This is a genomic window from Robertmurraya mangrovi (genome assembly GCF_034427655.1).
In the GTDB taxonomy this organism is placed as follows: Bacteria; Bacillota; Bacilli; order Bacillales; family Cytobacillaceae; genus Robertmurraya_A; species Robertmurraya_A mangrovi.
Genome location: NZ_JAXOFX010000020.1, coordinates 55,572 through 73,279, shown reverse-complemented (window position 1 = coordinate 73,279; position 17,708 = coordinate 55,572). Strand labels below are relative to the sequence as shown.

The following is a 17,708-nucleotide window of genomic DNA, read 5'->3' as shown; positions in this document are numbered from 1 at the left end:
TACGAAAATATGCAGCAAGATGAGGGAGGTTTTTTCCGCATATAACTGAAATTTAATAAAAAAAGTGAAATCGACGACACGATTTCACTTTTTTCATATACAGAAGCTAGTTATGTCCCAGCCTCTTTTCTTCCTTAACATAACTAGATAACTGGACTTCATTGACTACTCGTTAATTCTCTGATGTTCAAAACAATAAACTTTCCCCTTAAACCGCTTTTTATTTGTATGGCAAAACACCTTCACCTTCTCAGACACTTCTATCCCACATATATCACACGTTACTATCTCATGGACACTATTTTCTGTATCTTGTTTCTCAATTATTCTCTCAACATGCTGTTTTCGTATTAAAGGGTCTCTTATGTTACTTTTATCTATTATCTTGTACATCTGCAATATATCATCATCTAAAAATAAAGGGTCACTTTGTTGTAACCTTAAGACATTCAACTTTCTAACAATAAAGTCCGATAATTCAGTATCGTATACAATTAAATCATTAGATGACATCTTCCTCAGTTCTTCATTCACTTTAAATGTACACCTTCTCGTGAAAGATACCATAGATACAAAATAAATATCATCAACAATACCTAATACAGACTTTATCGCTTGTATGTGACCGTAGTTTTGATTAAATGGGTTTACCATAGGAAACCTTCCATTTACTGACCATTTTACTCTATTTCTTTCTCCATATATTGTTCCAGCATAGTTCTTAGTCTCTATCACGAAAATCGCATGAGGTGTTAGCACAACATGGTCAATCTGAGAATAACCAGACTTCGACCTTTTATTAGGCAATAGTAAATCACTGAGATGTTTGCTATTTTTTAACAGTTGGTCTAGCTGAATATTAATTTTATACTCTCCCAAATCACCAATTCGAGTAGGAGCTACCTTAGGGTTTGTTTCTACAACAGTTTGTTCGACTGAAAACTTTTTTGTTAGTTTGGCAAATATTTTGGAAAACATATCATTACTCCTTTTATGTAAAAAAGAATACATAAAAAAATAGTTAATAGTACTTAAAATTCATATAACACAGGATAACCAATTAGGAATATTATACCAAAGTATGTTAAATTTTGTAGATTTATGCCGATATATCCTTTGTAGTAAAAGGAGAGAACTTTTAATTATGCTTATTAATCACAATATTTCTGGACTAAATACATTTAATAAATTAAATAAAAATAATAAGAAAACTTCTTCCTCTATGGAAAAGCTCTCTTCTGGTTTACGTATAAATAAAGCTTCTGACGATTCAGCTGGATTAGCTATCAGTGAAAAGATGAGAACACAAATTAGAGGCTTGAAACAAGCTCAACGCAATATACAAGATGGAATTTCTCTAATTCAAACAGCTGAAGGTGGGCTTTCTGATATTCAAGAACCAAACCTATTAAGGTTAAGAGAATTAGCTATTCAATCCGCAAACGATACATTGACAAATGAAGATAGACAACAAATTCAAAAAGAAGTTGAACAAATAAAAAACGGTATTAATGAAATTGCTGGTAATACTGAATATAATGGGATTAACCTTTTAAATGGTTCAGCTACATTTACAACTATACCTCCTACACCTCAATCTACTTTTTCAACAACTGGAGGCGGGGCTGGTCATAACGTATCAGACGGGTGGGTTAATGTAGGAGTTTACGGTGCAAAAGTTAAGCTAAATCCTGGAGAACAAGTTATTGATGACCCAGCTAACTGGTTGTTTAGTAAATTACAATTATATGCAGATATCGTAAACGGTGCACCCGTAAGCTTTAACATAATGAGTACGGATGGGTATGTAGTGGTAGATAATCATCCTCTTACACCTTTTGAATACAATGGAATGACTTTTGACATAAGTAATCTATCTGTTCCTTCTGGTACTGGGAACATGCATCAAGGTAATATTATATTAACTGCTGGAAATAATGATGGTATATTAAATAACGATATTGATAATAGAATAAAACTTCAAATTGGTTCAAACTCTGGCGAGAACTTTCCATTCGAACTAACTGACGCAAGAACAACAGCACTTGGGATTAATAATATTGACCTCTCGACCAGACAAGGGGCAGAATCCGCATTATTAAAAATAGATAAAGCAATGGAAAAGGTATCCTCTGAACGTGGCAAGTTTGGTGCTTATCAAAATAGACTAGAACATGCTTTGAATAATGCTTCAAACTATGAGATTAATCTTACCGCTTCAGAATCTCGCATTCGTGATGCAGATATAGCAAAAGAGATGATGGAGCTAACTAAAACTAATATATTGAGTCAAGCTTCTCAAACAATGTTGGCTCAAGCTAACCAACAACCCCAAGCTGTATTACAACTATTAAAATAGAGCCAATAAAAAATGGCTCTATTTTCTTTAATAATATCTCTCTGTCCCTAAGTGTATCCTCTTGTTATTCTTCACCCATAGAGTCCTCTAATAAAAAGCTGACAATACGATCTGGTCATTTAGTTTAATAAAACTACTTTAAAATTGGGTGACAACTGCTATTATCCATTCTAAATAAAATTAAGATTTCATTCAGTTTAGATTTAAAAGTGTTAATTAACACTTTACACTAAAACCCTTGAAAAAGTCAGTCATATGTAATATCACTGAGCTTTTTCAAAGGTTTTATTAATTTTCCCATTTACTTTTTACTCAGATAAATAAAATCTCTCGTGCTTTCTCTTCAAATACAATTCTCCCTTATTTTTGTAAATTAAATCACCTAACATTAAAACATTTTGTTTTGTTGAAACTGTAACGCAATATAACCCTCTTTTATCTCTACGTATTCTAGCATTTAACCCTCTCTCCAAGAACGCTTTGTTTAGACCTATAGCAAAGTTTTCAGAACCAGTATAAACTACAACCCTATAACTCTTTTTATCAACCCAACCATCTCCATCAATTACGCCTCTAAGGAATGCCCCCATATATCTTTTTGGAACGTAAGGAAAATCGACTCTTAAGGACTTATTTGGAATAACTCCATGCCAACATAGACTTCTACATAACTTTACAGAATTAACAGTTAGATAATAATGGTTTTTTCTATTTACTACACATTCTTCTGGCAGTTCAAGACACTTTGCAATATTAACTAAAATAGGTTTTTCCTTTTGGGAAATATATAAATTTTGTCTATTACGTGAAATACAGCCATCGGAATATATGAATCCTAAAATATATGCCATTTGATAGGACCATGAATTAAAAAACTCTTCATTTAAACTGTATTTTCTCGTTACTTTTCTAGGAAACTTAACACCCATTCTTTTTAGCCTATTCCATATTGCTCTTTCTTTTACATCAGCAATTACTGCAATCTCTTTAATAGATTTACCCGAACTGAATTGTTTTAAAATTTCTTTATTTGATAACTTGCTTCTTGTACTCCCCTTACTTCTTGATGGTCTTAATATTACTCCATTTCTTAGTAATAAATTCCTTATAGTAATATCAACTACATTGTAATTAATAGCAATTTTTTCACAAGATAACCCCCTCTGATAATCCTTTAGTATCTTTAGTGTATCCTCATGGTTAATTTTTCTTTTTCTTGCCATTATATATCCTCCTTCACTTTACTTATATCATTAACAAGATAAGAGGAAGATATACAAACCATATTTATTATGCCCAAGTGCCAAATAAAGTATTCATTAAAACAATAAAAAACTGCGTGCAATATTAAAAGTAAAGGGATGACTAATGCTGAGTCATCCCTTTTAATATCTAGGCATTAGCTTAATATTATTCACTTCGAGATTATTATGTCTCATAAATTTTTCAGTACATAATGTCCTATAATAGATATTATATTTTTTTAACTCACAATTCTATTTCCCATATCTTCATTTTACTTCTCTAGATAGCGGCAGTTTTGAATCTTGTTCATCAAAAACATTCTCTAAACCTAATTGGTACATAATGTCCTATAATAGATATTATTATTTTTTAACCGCTAGGTTATTATATTGTCAAACCTATGAAGCCAATTTATATCTTCTTATATCATTGTACATTCTTATCGGTAACACCTTTTTCAACTCATCTAGACTATATATATTTAAGAGACTTTTTTTAAAGACAAGACTATACTCCCTACTATCAGAGATGTCTAATGAATACCTTTTTATGTCTACCTTACCAGTATCTTTATAATTGATATTCATTTTATATACATTTGGTTTTTTATGAACAAATTGCCCTTTTCCATTAATAATCTTTTGATTCCTTTTTACATAGTTAAATATTCCGTGTTCCTCCAATACATCCAATTCCCTTCTAACTGTCCTTTCATTATAGCCCGTTGCTTCCGCAATTTGTTTTTGCGACATGTAAAAATCCCCATTTAGACTTGCAAATCTCTTTGAATGTACTAGTAGTGCAAATGAAATTAATTTTTGACAACTCTTAGGTAACTTAATAATTTTTTGAAGTTCTTCTTCATATATTGTTACATTCATATTCTGTAAAGTAAGAGATACTTCTTTTTCATATACGTATTTAACTATTTGTTTTATATCTTTAAGACAATCTTCCCACCTTGTTGTATAACTTTTCGTATCTTGATAGTTCAGCCAAGAAATTAGTTTAGATTCACATACAGCTTCATTAGCACCTTCATAGCGATATAACTTTGCTAGCTTAAATAATGCATTGTGCCGAGTTCCAACACTCTTTAAACCCTCTTCTTCAAGTTTTTTTATTGCTTCATAAGTAATAGTTAAATCAATATTCTGTTTATATATAGATAAAGTCTTGTAATGTTCTTGTATGGCATCCTTAAGTTGGTCCACAAACTCTGAGTAATCTTTAGCTGTATCCTCAAGTGTTAAATCATTTTCTCTTTCAAAAATAATATCTAAAATTGATTTATCAATCTGCTCAATTTTGGATATATAACTTTTTCTTCTTATTTCTTTCATACTGGTAATATCCACATACCAACACCTTTTCTTAGTTTTTGTATTAAAGTGTTTCCCCAATGGAAGCTTGACACCTAGATTGTTACCAACAGGTCTTAACTCTATTTTTCCTCCCTCGCACATATATGCATATTCCTCTGATTTAATATACCCTGCTCTATCCATAGTCATATTAAAAAAATGGATAACTTGCTTGTTTGAAATTACTTCATTAAAAAATATTTCAATGTGATATCCTTTACTCCCACTTAAAGAGAGATAAATTCTGTCCTCGGGTATTCCACTTTCAATTAGTGCTTGTACAACTTTATATACGTGCCATCTTGAAAGGGAATTATCAATTACATCAACATCAAAACATATAAATTTTGTAAATTTCTCACCTGCAAAAACCCCAAAAGTTTTTTCACCTTTTAGATGAGAAATAATATCTGTATCAACTAATGGTTTTTTATTTTTTGTGCTAGCATATTTCCCTGCTGTAATGTATTTACCATTTGGAAACATTATTAAGTATTTGTTCCTGTTGGTAATATAGAGTTCATTAATTCTTTTTACGTATTTATCCATCATTACATCTCCTTTTTCACACACTAAACCCCCATTAAATATTTAAAGGGGGTTCTGATTTCGATATTAAATTATTAAAAAATTACATGGTTTTCTTGTTATTAAGTACCTTTATTCAAAGTTATATAAATGCAAAATATCCCCAAAATCCCCCGAATATAGTTAAAGAAATACACTATAAAATAGAAACAAACTGTACTAACCTGTTCTTTAACTCTTTCGATATCAAGTAATCCTCGTTATGCATCCACCTACTTAAATGTTCTCTAGAAACCCCTACATTAGAAGCTATAAATGATATTGTAGAGCCGTATTTTATTAAATAGGCATTTAGAGATTGTCTTAAAGCCTCTTCTGACACACTCCTCCCTCCCTTCACAGAAACGTGATGTCATAAGCAAAAAAAAAGCCCCTACCCAAAGGGTAAGAGCTTAAATCTAGCCTTATATTATACATAATGATATCTAAAGGAATTGTTCTATAGTTTTGGCTTATAACATACACTTATGTGACTTTTAGTTTAAAATACCTACTATATAATGTACATTTGAACTTAAGTTTTACACTGAATATTGTATTATTGTATTTTTTCTAAAGTTCTTGATTATCCGCTTCTCTTAACATTGTTGATTGCTTTGATTATATCTAAGTTGCCATTATCAACAGTTATCTCTAATTGTTTATAAAAGGAGTACTCCTTCAATGGTGTTGTATAGTCTACCCCTAATGGGTGTTTAGGTTGTTTTTTTGCTAGTTCACGAAAACAATATAATTGATGATTTGAGAATAATTTTATGAGAGAAGGGTCTAGGTAGCGTTTCTTTATTATTCCGTGTTCTCCCCATGCACAAACAATTTTATCAGCCTCATCTAATGCAGTACTAAGGAATTGATAATTCTTTTCTCCAACCATCTTTTGATAGTTATTCACGTTCTTAAGGTCTTTAGGGTCAGTAGCACGATAAGCAAATAAATTTACAATTTGAAGCGAGCCAAATCCCCATCTTTTTGCAAACTCAATGCATATTTTAGTAGTTTGGTCATCTTCTTCATCATCAGCAGTACTTGGATTCAGTAACACGAAAACAACACTCTTTGAATTATTAATATCCCATTCTCTTATGAGCGAGTAACGGTAATTTCCATCTATAACAGCATCCCTTAACATCAACTCAAACACCCCTATATGTTTTTGATGACCTACAATAGTTATATTCTACCATCGGGAGTTGAAAATGAATACTTACTTTGAAATTGTAGTTTTTCTAGCTAATAAAACGTTATTGACCTTCTCTTTAACTTTCGCATCTCTTCATGACACATAGAATAAACATACAGTCCTAGTGTTAAGAGTACTATATGTATGCAGATTAGAAGCTACAGTAGTTGTGTAATACCATATAAACTTGGGTTAAAGCTATGTAGCCTTGTCCTAAAAACCTTTCAAATACTTGTTATTAATATAGTAATTTATTACCATTAGTAAGTAGATTTATTAATGTTTAGGGTGGGATATTATGGATAACATATTCACTAATACAAATAAAAGAAAAGATTTTCTTGGGCTTGAAATGAAAAAATATGGGAAGAATAGTGACATTCTAATGGCTGTTGCTTTTTTTACTAATGAAAGTTATCTTCAAGAGTTAGTAAATAACAATTGTAGAGTAAAGTTAATTGTAAGGTTAGGTTTTCCAACAAACCCTATAAGTCTAAGAAAAGCCCTTGGTATGAAAAATGTCATGGTTAGATTCTATACAAGCACAAGCTTTCATCCAAAACTTTATATTTACGGAAATGATATAGCGTTCTTAGGTTCTTCTAACTTTACAGATGGGGGATTAATCTCCAATCAGGAATTAAATATTTCAGTCGATTCGGAAAATAATATATTTGAAGATTTACAAGACGTATTCTATGAGTATTGGGAAGAAGCCCAAGTCCTAGATAATGATACTCTAGAAAAATACCAAACCCTATTTTACGAAATAAAAAAAGTTCATGAAAAGGTTGAGCAACAAGTTATTAAAGATATAGGGATTGTGACTCCACCAAATGATATAAACATCAGAAAAGAGAAAAAGGAAAAATCAAAAGAGTATGAGCAATCATTATTAAAAAGATATCAAGAGTACTTAGTTAAGTTTGAAGAGTTAAAAAATACATATATAAGAGTTGGATTAAGGAAAGAGAACAGACTACCCTTAAGAATTGAGATACATAGGTTCTTGAATTGGGTTAGAAAAAACAAAGCTTATAAGGATTTATACTTAAATGCTCCTGTTAGAGTTGGAAACGAATTAGAGTCTTTCGTTGAAACGATTATTAGAGAGTTTATGAATGATAACTCAACTAATTTTGAAGATGAAGTAAATAGTTACGATGTAATCAATACTAATTTTGCTTCGGAACAAAATATCAGAAGCTTAAATCGAGAAGAACTGCTTGATACATTAAAGATTGTAACTGCCTTTTACGAGCATATAAGACAGAGTCCAAATATGAGTTATCAGCATGATTTTATTGACAGCAATGGTACTGATAAGATAAAGAACACACTTATCTACCTGTTATTCGGAAAGGATGATTACAGAAAAAGAATAGCTAATTGCATTTACAATCAAGAATATTCACTTGTACGGTTTGGGAAAAGTAGCATTCAAGAAACATTTGGATGGGTAAACAAAGAAGAGATACCAATTTGTAACGAGAGAGCATTTAAAAGTATGCGATGGTTAGGATACGGTGAGTTTAGATAATCTCACTCGGTTCGTAAAAAGTAGTACATGCTTTTCTGTGAGTAACCCTTCTAAAGCCTTCCACGTTTTCAACTCACCATATTCCTGTAATGGTAGCCCTACTCAGCAACATATAAAAGAAGCAGTTCCTTTTCACTGCTTCTTTTATTATTATTTATTCAAGACCTTTCTCAATTGCTAGTTCAAGGTCCTTCCCATAAATTTGAACATAACGCTGGAGCATTTCTAGGTCACTGTGACCTGTCAACCTTTGAAGAACGAACAAGTTTACACCCGCTTCCACTTTTAACCGACAGAATGTCCTTCTAAAAGCGTGTGGACTTACAGGAACCTCGTTCTCGACCTTTGAAACCACTCCATAATGTTTCAATCGCTCTTGAACCGTCCGAGCGTTTATTGGGGCATTGTCAACGTTTACGAAAAGAATGTCAGTATCTATGGCTCCACGCTCTTCAACATATGCTTTCAAAACTGCCTTCAACCGACTAGTCATAGGGACTCTCCTTGCGTATCGGTTTTTTGCCTGTTGTATTATGAGTTCTCCCTTACCATCAAAAGAAACGTCTTGTACCCTAAGGAAACATAGTTCTTTGAGACGGAGTCCAACATGAGCAAATGTCAACATTATTGCAAGGTCACGGAGACCAATAAATTGTGTTATGTCTGGAGTTTTTAAAAGTCTTTCTAATTGTCTTTTTGTAAAAGTCGCACCAACAGTGTGACGTTTTCTTAGCTGTGATACTCCTTCAAAAGGGTTTTTATCAATATAACCTTTCTTTAAACAATAATTCATAAAGGTTCTCCCCGCCCTCATTCTTGCATTAATAGAGGATACTGCTCTGTTATTCCCCAACATGTATTCGACCCAACTCTCAATGTCACTTGTCTTGAGAGTTCTCACGTCCTCCAATGAGACTTTATTTTCAACTAATGCTCTAGTAAGTCCTTTGAGTTCTTTTTGATAAAATTTGACCGTATCTAGTGAGAGTCCTTTAATTTTACAATACTTAAAGAATTCCTCAGAAGCTTTCTCAAAGTCTTTAGATGGTAGTTCCTGCTGTTGAACCAGTTTTTCCAATACGTTTTTGCTAACTGATTTTCTTCTCGACATAATTTAGCCCTCCATTGCGTGTTATTCGTTACGTGTTATCCGCAATTAAAAAGCACCCAACAAAAAAAGTTCCTATGCTTGTATAAAACTCATACAAACATAGGAACTCATTGATATTAATACGCCCTCGGAGGGAATCGAACCCCCATTTCAAGAACCGGAATCTTACGTGCTATCCGTTGCACCACGAGGGCAAAGAGTGAATTTGACCTTTATAAATCTATGGTCGCTTTCCGTTTACCTATTATATGTTAAGTTTTCAGTCTTTGCAAGGCAAACATCTGTTTAAAAATGTATATGGTGGGTATGATGAAAAGGGAGGATTTTAGCTTTATTTACATAATATATAGTACTTAAAAAGTTGTCGAACGATTCATTATTTAATTCAATTCGATTTGTTTGACCTTTTTTGACTATGAGTGTATCATTAACTTACATACAGATCCATCTAAATTCTTCTTAAAGAAGAAGATACTTACTTTAATGTATGGTTTTAGCTTAACCCTATATTTATTAACAAGTTTGACTCTAAAGATTAAAGGAGGAAAATAGAATGAACTTAATCCCTACAGTTATTGAACAAACAAATCGCGGAGAGCGTGCATATGATATTTATTCACGTCTTCTTAAAGACCGTATTATCATGCTTGGTAGTGCGATTGATGATAATGTAGCAAACTCCATTGTTGCTCAGTTACTATTCCTAGAAGCTGATAACCCTGAAAAAGATATATCTCTATACATCAACAGCCCTGGTGGAAGCATCACAGCTGGTATGGCGATCTATGATACTATGCAATTCATTAAACCAAAAGTACAAACGATTTGTATCGGTATGGCAGCATCAATGGGTGCTTTCTTACTTGCAGCTGGTGAAAAAGGGAAGCGTTATGCCCTTCCTAACAGTGAAGTCATGATTCACCAACCACTTGGCGGTGCTCAAGGGCAAGCAACTGAAATTGAAATTGCAGCTAAACGCATCCTATTCTTACGTGATAAACTAAATACGATTCTTGCTGAGCGTACAGGTCAACCTATTGATGTAATTGCTCGTGATACTGATCGTGACAACTTCATGACGGCTGAAAGAGCAAAAGAATACGGTTTAGTAGATGAAATCATCTCACGCAACCAACTTGATGAAAAGAAATAAACAAAAAAAACTCGCTGAATGTAGCGAGTTTTTTTATTACCTTAAGATTGTTTTTCCATATACTCAGAAAGCTCTTGTAAAGCCTGCTCTTCGTCATTCCCGTCAGCAATGAGTTTAATAACCGCTCCAGAATTAACAGCTAAACTCATTAGACCCATAATACTTTTAGCATTCACTTTTCTTCCGTCTTTTTCAAGAAAAATATCTGAAGTAAATCGGTTAGCCTCCTGAACAAACAAAGCAGCTGGACGTGCTTGTAGACCTGTTTTCAGCTTAACTTGCACTTCTCTTTCCACCATATTCCTTTCCCTCCTATAAGTACTCTCTATATTTTTTTATTATTTACTATTATTAAATCGTAATTTTCATAGACATTTATCTTATTGCCAGATACCTAGTCTCTGTGCACATTCATTTAACCTAAGCGTTAAATAGTTTCCCCTGCCTTAAGTTTCTCAGCAATTTCATCTATTTTACGTAAGCGATGATTGATGCCCGATTTACTAATGTTTCCTCCAGAAACCATTTCACCAAGTTCTTTTAAGGTGACGTCTTGGTACGCAATTCGCAGTTCTGCAATTTCTCGAAGTTTTTCAGGCAAGATATGAAGACCCACTGATTCCTTGATATACCTTATGTTTTCCACTTGTCTAAGGGCAGCGCCAATCGTTTTGTTTAAATTTGCCGTTTCACAGTTAACTAAGCGATTTACTGAGTTTCTCATATCACGAACAATTCTTATGTCTTCAAATTTTAAAAGAGCCATGTGAGCACCAATGATGTTAAGGAACTCTGTAATTTTTTCGGCTTCTTTTAAATAAGTAATAAAACCCTTTTTGCGCTCTAGTGTTTTACTGTTAAGGCCAAACGTGTTCATCAGCTCACATAAGCAATCATTATGCTCTTTATAAAGAGAAAAGATCTCCAAGTGATACGATGATGTTTCAGGGTTGTTAACAGAGCCACCCGCCAGGAACGCACCTCGTAAATAAGAGCGCTTACAACATTTCTTTTTCACCAAGTCTTCTGAAATTTCATGATTAAAAACAAAGCCTTCTTTTAAAATAGCTAGGTCCTCTAAAATCTCTTTTGCGTCCTGTGATAATCGAACAATATAAACGTTGTTCTTTTTTAATTTCATTTTCTTTCGAACTAATAATTCTACTTGTACGTCATATTGTTTTTTTATCAATGTATACATTCTTCTTGCAATTGCCGCATTTTCCGTTTGAATATCAACAACTAATTTACGATTAGAGAATGACAGAGATCCATTCATTCGTATTAAAGCTGATAACTCGGCCTTCCCACAACAATTTTTAACTTCTATATTTGTCAGTTCCTTTTTCGTTTCCGAAGCGAATGACATCTTTTCACCCCCTAGACAAACGGTTGCACATTATATTACGCATTATAGCGCTTATTAGTTTCATTAATTAATATAGAATATAAAATATTTGCGACTTCTTTTGTATCATGACGAATGGTTTCATTTTCTAAACTCATAATCTCTCCATCCACCACTTCTATCCCCAGTTCATATAATTGATTCACATCGAAATGAACAGGTTTTGCTAATTCTTCACTATATCTATCCAGAATCTCATCCGGGATGTTTTCACTATTCACTAGGATGGTATCAATAAAAGGCTTTTCCATATGATGATAGATGGCTTTTACATGGTCACTTGCGGTATAGTCAAGTGTTTCTCCAGCTTGAGTCATTAAGTTACAAATATATACTTTCTTAGCCCTAGCCCTACTCACTTCCCTACCGATCTTCGGGACAAGCAAATTAGGTAAAATACTCGTATATAAACTTCCAGGACCAATGACAATTAAGTCTGCATTTCTAATGGCTTGAATGGTTTCAGGAAGCGGATTAATATGTTCAGGAGTTAAAAAGACTCGCTTGATTTTTTTTCCTGAGTAAGGAATTTTAGACTCGCCAGATACAACGGTCCCATCCTCCATCTCTGCATGAAGTACCACACTTCGATTGGCCGCGGGCAACACCTTTCCTCTAACATTTAAAACCTTACTCATCTCTCTAATCGCGTGAACAAAGTTTCCTGTAATAGAAGTCATAGCAGCCAAAATTAAGTTTCCTAGAGAGTGCCCGGATAATTCATTAGACGTTTTAAAACGGTGTTGAAACATCGTCTCTACTAAAGGTTCAACATCTGATAAAGCGGCCAACACATTCCTTACATCACCAGGAGGCGGGATATCCATTTCATCACGTAGTCGTCCTGAGCTTCCCCCATCATCAGCCACTGTAACAATAGCTGTGATATCTACAGGAAATTGCTTTAACCCACGCAATAAAACAGGTAGACCTGTTCCCCCGCCAATGATGACTATTCTGGGCTGTCTACTATTAGTCATTTTGTCTTTCCTTTCTCTTTTCGATATCGCGGTGCGTAATGTGAGTATGATAATCCTTCTCAAAATGTTTCGCAATATACTCTGTAAGTGCAACCGAGCGATGCTGGCCGCCTGTACAACCAATAGCAATAACGAGTTGTGCTTTACCTTCACGTTTATAGTGAGGAAGCATAAAGGTTAGTAGCTCGATTACTTTTTCTAAAAATTTGTTCGTCTCATTCCACTTTAAAACATAAGTCGAAACATCTTCATCTAACCCTGTTTTTGGCCTCATATGTTCAATATAATGAGGATTCGGTAAAAAACGAACGTCAAAAACCAAGTCAGCATCAATCGGAATTCCATGTTTAAAACCAAAGGACATGACATTTACTGTGAAAAAAGTTTTCTTATTTTCTGAGAACTCGGTTAAGATTTTCTCTCTTAACTCTTTCGGTTTCATTTCTGAAGAGTTATATATAATTTGAGCTCTTCCTTTAAGTTCCTCTAATAATTCACGCTCTAATTTAATTCCTTCAAGAGGTAAACCTGATGGCGCTAAAGGATGAGAACGTCTCGTTTCTTTGTATCTTCTAACTAATGTAGAATCATCTGCATCTAAAAATAAAATTTGCGGCGCAACCCAAGAAGTTTCAGCTAAGTCATCAAGAGCTTTAAACAAATGATCAAAGAACTCTCTTCCTCTTAGGTCCATAACTAGTGCTACCTTATTCATCTTATTCCCAGATTCTTTCATTAGTTCTAAGAATTTTGGCAGTAATGTTGGAGGCAAATTATCCACACAGAAGAAACCTAAATCCTCAAAACTCTGAATGGCAACTGTTTTTCCCGCTCCAGACATCCCAGTAATGATGACCATTTGCATATCGCTAACTGCTCCCGTACTCATTAAAACTCCTCCTGTAAATAAAGGCTGTACTCGCAAAACCTGTTAGTAAGTTAAGCAAAACCTAATAAGATACTTACCATTAAGCCGGATCTAATCGATAGTTAAGCAACTCAAAGTCTGGTGTGTATGTAAACGTACCATAGATCATACTTTTTCCATGAACCATATAATCTAGAATATGATAATCACCCGCAGCCATTGGCAAGTTTTTTATATCCTCAAACGAATGCCAGGAGACCTTGCCTTCCTCTGACTCATCAAGGTTAATCCCGTCACTTTCCGTACTAAAAAACGTGAACATCATCCACTCTGATAAAACTTGATCTCCATCCTTCATAATGAAGGTAAATATTCCCTTTATATTAGGATTCCTTAGGTAAATTCCCGTTTCCTCGCGATACTCACGGATAATAGAATCTCTAACCGATTCACCCGGCTCCATCTTTCCACCTGGCGCTACCCACCAGCCACGCCTAGGTTTTTGTAAAAGTAACACCTTATTATCTTTCATCAGGACACAATTTGTAACACGTTGCATTCGTTTCACCTCGATTGTTGATAAGTATCTATGTAAACTTCCATCAATGATTTATTTATTCTATTCATTATACTATTTAAATTATGCGGTCACAACGAATAGGAAAGTAAGATATCGTAAATTGAGCTTAGTAATTTTTATCTACTGTTCAATAATATAGTAATCATGATTAATTTAATCATATTACCAATCATTTGGAAAAACTACTTTTAAGGCAAAAAAAAGAGCACAGATAAACTGTGCTTCACAAAGGATTATATCTTAAAAGGGGGTCAATTTCTAACCTTATCATAACCTATATTTATTTCACTGCTGTTACAGAATAATTAAAAGGAAATGACTTTTTGTTAAATTTGGCAAATGCCTATTGTACGGACATTTTTCAACTAATTTTTATCATAGATAAGAGCCGTATAAATTCTATACGGCCCGTGTGTTTATGCTTTAGCTTTTAAAGATTCGATTAGTTCTTCCACATAGTGTTGAGCGCTTTGAGCTGCAATACTTCCGTCACCAGTTGCCGTTACGATTTGGCGTAATGACTTCTCACGGATATCACCAGCTGCAAAAATCCCAGGAACTCTCGTTTCCATGCGATCATTTGTCTCAATATAACCACTTGCATTCGTAATTCCTAAGTTTTCAAATGGCTTAGATAGTGGAACCATTCCGATATAGATGAACACACCGTTTGTTGGGAATTCTTGCTCAGTACCGTCAACGGTAGAAACTAATGTAACACTGCCCACTTTTCCGTCTTGATCATTAATTTCCTTAATAGTGTGATTCCAAATGAAATCGATTTTTTCATTATCAAATGCACGTTGTTGTAAGATTTTTTGAGCACGTAGCTCATCACGACGGTGAACAATCGTTACTTTAGTTGCAAAACGAGTTAAGTAAACACCCTCTTCAACAGCAGAGTCTCCTCCACCTACTACAACCAATTCTTTTCCTTTAAAGAAAGCTCCGTCACAAACAGCACAATAAGATACTCCGCGACCGCCTAATTCTTTTTCACCAGGTACGCCAATTTTTTTATACTCCGCACCTGTTGAAATGATGACAGAACGAGTTTTATATTGCTTCGATCCAGCAACGACCGTTTTGTACTCTTCCCCATCTATGATTTCTTTAATATCGCCATAAGCGTATTCTGCACCGAATTTTTTCGCGTGCTCGAACATTTTTGTTGATAAATCCGGACCTAGAATATGGTCAAAACCAGGATAATTTTCAACTTCCTCTGTGTTTGCCATTTGTCCACCCGGAATTCCTCTTTCAATCATTAAAGTAGAAAGATTCGCACGAGATGTATATACAGCAGCTGTCATACCAGCAGGACCGGCACCAGCAATAATGACGTCATAAATTTTTTCTTCAGACACAACTTTCACTCCTTTATTAAAAAACATCCTATATAGTATCTTCTTTGAATAGTATTTCCTTACTACTCATATCCTATAAAACAACTCAAATATAGTCCAAAAATTTGCTCAAAAAGTTGTTCTATTTTTCCAATTTGTAAAGCGGTGTATTAAGTTATGTAGATACAAAGAAAAAACCGAGATGTGGACGGTTTTCTCTTTGCATTTTACTGAAGATGTGAATTCACCAATTTAACATATTTTTGCATAGTAGATGTAGAAATGCCGTACTTTGCTGCGATCGACTGTTGGGAGTATTTTTCGTTTCGAAGTTTTCTCCATACATATTCAATTGCAGCAGCACATGCTGTGTAATTGTTTATTTTAACATTCGATTGCTCAAATTCGACTGACACAGTAAACCACATTAGGTATAGTCCCGCTTCAACAGTCCCGATTGGTTGATGAAACTGATAAAGCTCCTTTGCCGTTTCATGGGCTACTTGAAGACTCATTTGATGAAGATGTTGACTTTCTTCTTTTATAAAAGATAAATAAGTATCCTCTAATGGAGAGCGCTTATTACTTATGTCTTGCATAAATGAAGACTCGAGAATATCTTCTTTATTTTTCGAAACCGAAGTTAAGAATAAACCAAATAGTCTCTCTTCCAGGTAGTCACTTTCAAGCTTCTTATGAATGGTTGAGATGTGAGCTTCAAACCCTTCTAGATTGGACCTCTCGTCATTCCAAGGTTCTAGACCTTCTTTTTCCGGATTGATTTCAAGGACTCTCTTCCAACTAACTTCCGCCATTTTTTCTCTGCCAGTAAAATAAGCGGAGTAACTTAACCAGTAGTAAAATGGACCATCTCCATCAAACCCCTGCTTATACAGCTTTTTCAGCCAGTGATAACCCTGTTCATACTCACCAATTAAAGCAAATGTCGCACCAAGCTTGAATTGATGTTCAACCAGTATGGGTTTAATTTTTTTAAGGATCTCCGCTAGATGCTGAACTTTTTCGCGATCCTTTAAATAGTGAGCAAAAACAAGCTTGTTGCACAAGGCATGTAAGTTACCTTGATTTTTATTTAAAACATCATTTAAAATACCGTCAGCCTTTTCTACTTCTCCTAAGTAAAAATAAGCTAACGCTAAATTATTATAAGCAGACCAATATTCGGGATATTCCTTAATAACCGATTTAAGTAGCTTTACCGCTTTAGGGAAATGCCCAGACTCAAGAAGTTCCCTAGCTTCTTCCTGCTTTGTAATTAAATCATCTTGCTCATAAATATCTTCTTCTAAAGCCTCGGCTTCTAAAGTTAGCAAATCGAGAAGATCCTCTGTGTCTTCAGCAAACTCTCCGTCTTCATCTAACTTCATGTATTGAGTCGCATGATGATAAGCGTCTTTAAATAAACCTAGATGAGCATAGTTGTTTGCTAAAAAATAATGGCACTCCACCATATGCTCGTCAAGCTCTTCTAGAATTAAATGAAGAAAACGATTAGATTCTTTATAGTCACCAAGCTCTGTATGCACAATCGCCAATTGACAAACAATCATCGGTTCACCAGGCTCAAGATGCAAAGCACGCTCTAAATAAGTTTTTGATTTATGGAAATCCCTACGTTGGTAAGCTTTAATTCCTTTCGAAAAATAGTACTCACCTGTCGGAATAAATGTTAGTAATTTACCTTTTTTCTGTAATGCTTTAGAGTCTTTACTCATGAAATCCTCCACTTTTCGTGATTAACTACAGTAGTATATCACAGGACGAACCACCGCGAATAGGATGAATCACAAGTAATCTAGTTTTATTTTGCTTATTTTAGTAGAAAGTGCTAATTATGTAGTGGATTTTTGATTATTGATGTGATTTCGTATGTAGGTTATCGCTAATTTTGCTATTTTAACTGCTCCTTAGCAATTAAATAGGCGGATATCATCGATTTTGGTGTATATATCATCGATTTGGTCC

Annotated in this window: 16 protein-coding genes and 1 tRNA gene; 3 read left to right on the top strand and 14 right to left on the bottom strand. The window is 34.1% G+C overall.

What is annotated here, in order from left to right; translation table 11 throughout:
* Positions 1–165 precede the first annotated feature (165 nt).
* Positions 166–978 carry a nuclease-related domain-containing protein gene (locus tag SM124_RS20810; RefSeq protein WP_322448449.1) on the bottom strand — a complete coding sequence of 271 codons (813 nt, stop codon included), beginning with the start codon at positions 976–978 and terminating at the stop codon, positions 166–168.
* A gap of 166 nt (positions 979–1,144) precedes the next feature.
* Here SM124_RS20810 and SM124_RS20805 point away from each other — a divergent pair, with 166 nt between their 5' ends.
* Positions 1,145–2,359, top strand: a complete 1,215-nt coding sequence (locus tag SM124_RS20805; protein WP_322448448.1) for a flagellin N-terminal helical domain-containing protein — start codon at positions 1,145–1,147, stop codon at positions 2,357–2,359.
* Between the two features lie 308 nt (positions 2,360–2,667).
* On the opposite strand, the gene SM124_RS20800 is transcribed toward SM124_RS20805, so the two are convergent.
* From SM124_RS20800 to SM124_RS20785, 4 genes are all read right to left on the bottom strand, one after another.
* Positions 2,668–3,582, bottom strand: a complete 915-nt coding sequence (locus SM124_RS20800; protein ID WP_322448447.1) for an LAGLIDADG family homing endonuclease — start codon at positions 3,580–3,582, stop codon at positions 2,668–2,670.
* 420 nt (positions 3,583–4,002) lie between these two features.
* Positions 4,003–5,517 (bottom strand): TOTE conflict system archaeo-eukaryotic primase domain-containing protein, encoded by a 1,515-nt coding sequence (locus tag SM124_RS20795; RefSeq protein WP_322448446.1) that lies wholly within the window; start codon positions 5,515–5,517, stop codon positions 4,003–4,005.
* 175 nt (positions 5,518–5,692) lie between these two features.
* Positions 5,693–5,878, bottom strand: a complete 186-nt coding sequence (locus tag SM124_RS20790; protein WP_322448445.1) for a hypothetical protein — start codon at positions 5,876–5,878, stop codon at positions 5,693–5,695.
* Between the two features lie 243 nt (positions 5,879–6,121).
* Positions 6,122–6,685, bottom strand: coding sequence for a DUF1643 domain-containing protein (locus SM124_RS20785; protein WP_322448451.1), 564 nt, complete (start codon positions 6,683–6,685; stop codon positions 6,122–6,124).
* 349 nt (positions 6,686–7,034) lie between these two features.
* Between SM124_RS20785 and SM124_RS20780 the strand changes: the two genes are divergently transcribed.
* Complete coding sequence (locus SM124_RS20780) at positions 7,035–8,276, top strand: phospholipase D-like domain-containing protein (RefSeq protein WP_322448444.1); 1,242 nt, start codon at positions 7,035–7,037, stop codon at positions 8,274–8,276.
* A 154-nt stretch (positions 8,277–8,430) separates the two neighbouring features.
* Here the strand turns inward: SM124_RS20780 and SM124_RS20775 are convergent, their stop codons facing one another.
* Together SM124_RS20775 and SM124_RS20770 are read right to left on the bottom strand one after the other, a co-directional pair.
* Positions 8,431–9,387, bottom strand: coding sequence for a tyrosine-type recombinase/integrase (locus SM124_RS20775; RefSeq protein ID WP_322448443.1), 957 nt, complete (start codon positions 9,385–9,387; stop codon positions 8,431–8,433).
* A 122-nt stretch (positions 9,388–9,509) separates the two neighbouring features.
* Positions 9,510–9,581, bottom strand: a tRNA-Arg gene (locus SM124_RS20770).
* Positions 9,582–9,940: 359 nt separating this feature from the next.
* Between SM124_RS20770 and clpP the strand changes: the two genes are divergently transcribed.
* Positions 9,941–10,540, top strand: coding sequence for an ATP-dependent Clp endopeptidase proteolytic subunit ClpP (gene clpP, locus SM124_RS20765; protein ID WP_322448442.1), 600 nt, complete (start codon positions 9,941–9,943; stop codon positions 10,538–10,540).
* A gap of 41 nt (positions 10,541–10,581) precedes the next feature.
* Here clpP and SM124_RS20760 read toward each other — a convergent pair whose 3' ends face one another.
* The 7 genes from SM124_RS20760 to SM124_RS20730 all read right to left on the bottom strand — a co-directional run bounded on the left by SM124_RS20760 (position 10,582) and on the right by SM124_RS20730 (position 17,458).
* Entirely contained in the window at positions 10,582–10,839 is a 258-nt protein-coding gene (locus tag SM124_RS20760) for an HPr family phosphocarrier protein (protein WP_322448441.1), read from the bottom strand.
* Positions 10,840–10,967: 128 nt separating this feature from the next.
* Positions 10,968–11,909, bottom strand: coding sequence for a DNA-binding protein WhiA (whiA, locus tag SM124_RS20755; protein ID WP_322448440.1), 942 nt, complete (start codon positions 11,907–11,909; stop codon positions 10,968–10,970).
* A 35-nt stretch (positions 11,910–11,944) separates the two neighbouring features.
* The gene (gene mgfK / locus SM124_RS20750; protein ID WP_322448439.1) at positions 11,945–12,928 is read right to left on the bottom strand and encodes a gluconeogenesis morphogenetic factor MgfK; all 984 of its coding nucleotides are present in this window, start codon (positions 12,926–12,928) and stop codon (positions 11,945–11,947) included.
* The gene (gene rapZ, locus SM124_RS20745) at positions 12,921–13,817 is read right to left on the bottom strand and encodes an RNase adapter RapZ (protein WP_322448438.1); all 897 of its coding nucleotides are present in this window, start codon (positions 13,815–13,817) and stop codon (positions 12,921–12,923) included. The genes mgfK and rapZ overlap by 8 nt, the downstream gene beginning before the upstream one ends.
* A gap of 79 nt (positions 13,818–13,896) precedes the next feature.
* The gene (locus SM124_RS20740; RefSeq protein ID WP_322448437.1) at positions 13,897–14,355 is read right to left on the bottom strand and encodes an 8-oxo-dGTP diphosphatase; all 459 of its coding nucleotides are present in this window, start codon (positions 14,353–14,355) and stop codon (positions 13,897–13,899) included.
* 437 nt (positions 14,356–14,792) lie between these two features.
* Positions 14,793–15,743, bottom strand: coding sequence for a thioredoxin-disulfide reductase (trxB, locus tag SM124_RS20735; protein WP_322448436.1), 951 nt, complete (start codon positions 15,741–15,743; stop codon positions 14,793–14,795).
* Positions 15,744–15,949: 206 nt separating this feature from the next.
* Complete coding sequence (locus tag SM124_RS20730; RefSeq protein ID WP_322448435.1) at positions 15,950–17,458, bottom strand: tetratricopeptide repeat protein; 1,509 nt, start codon at positions 17,456–17,458, stop codon at positions 15,950–15,952.
* Positions 17,459–17,708: the final 250 nt, after the last annotated feature.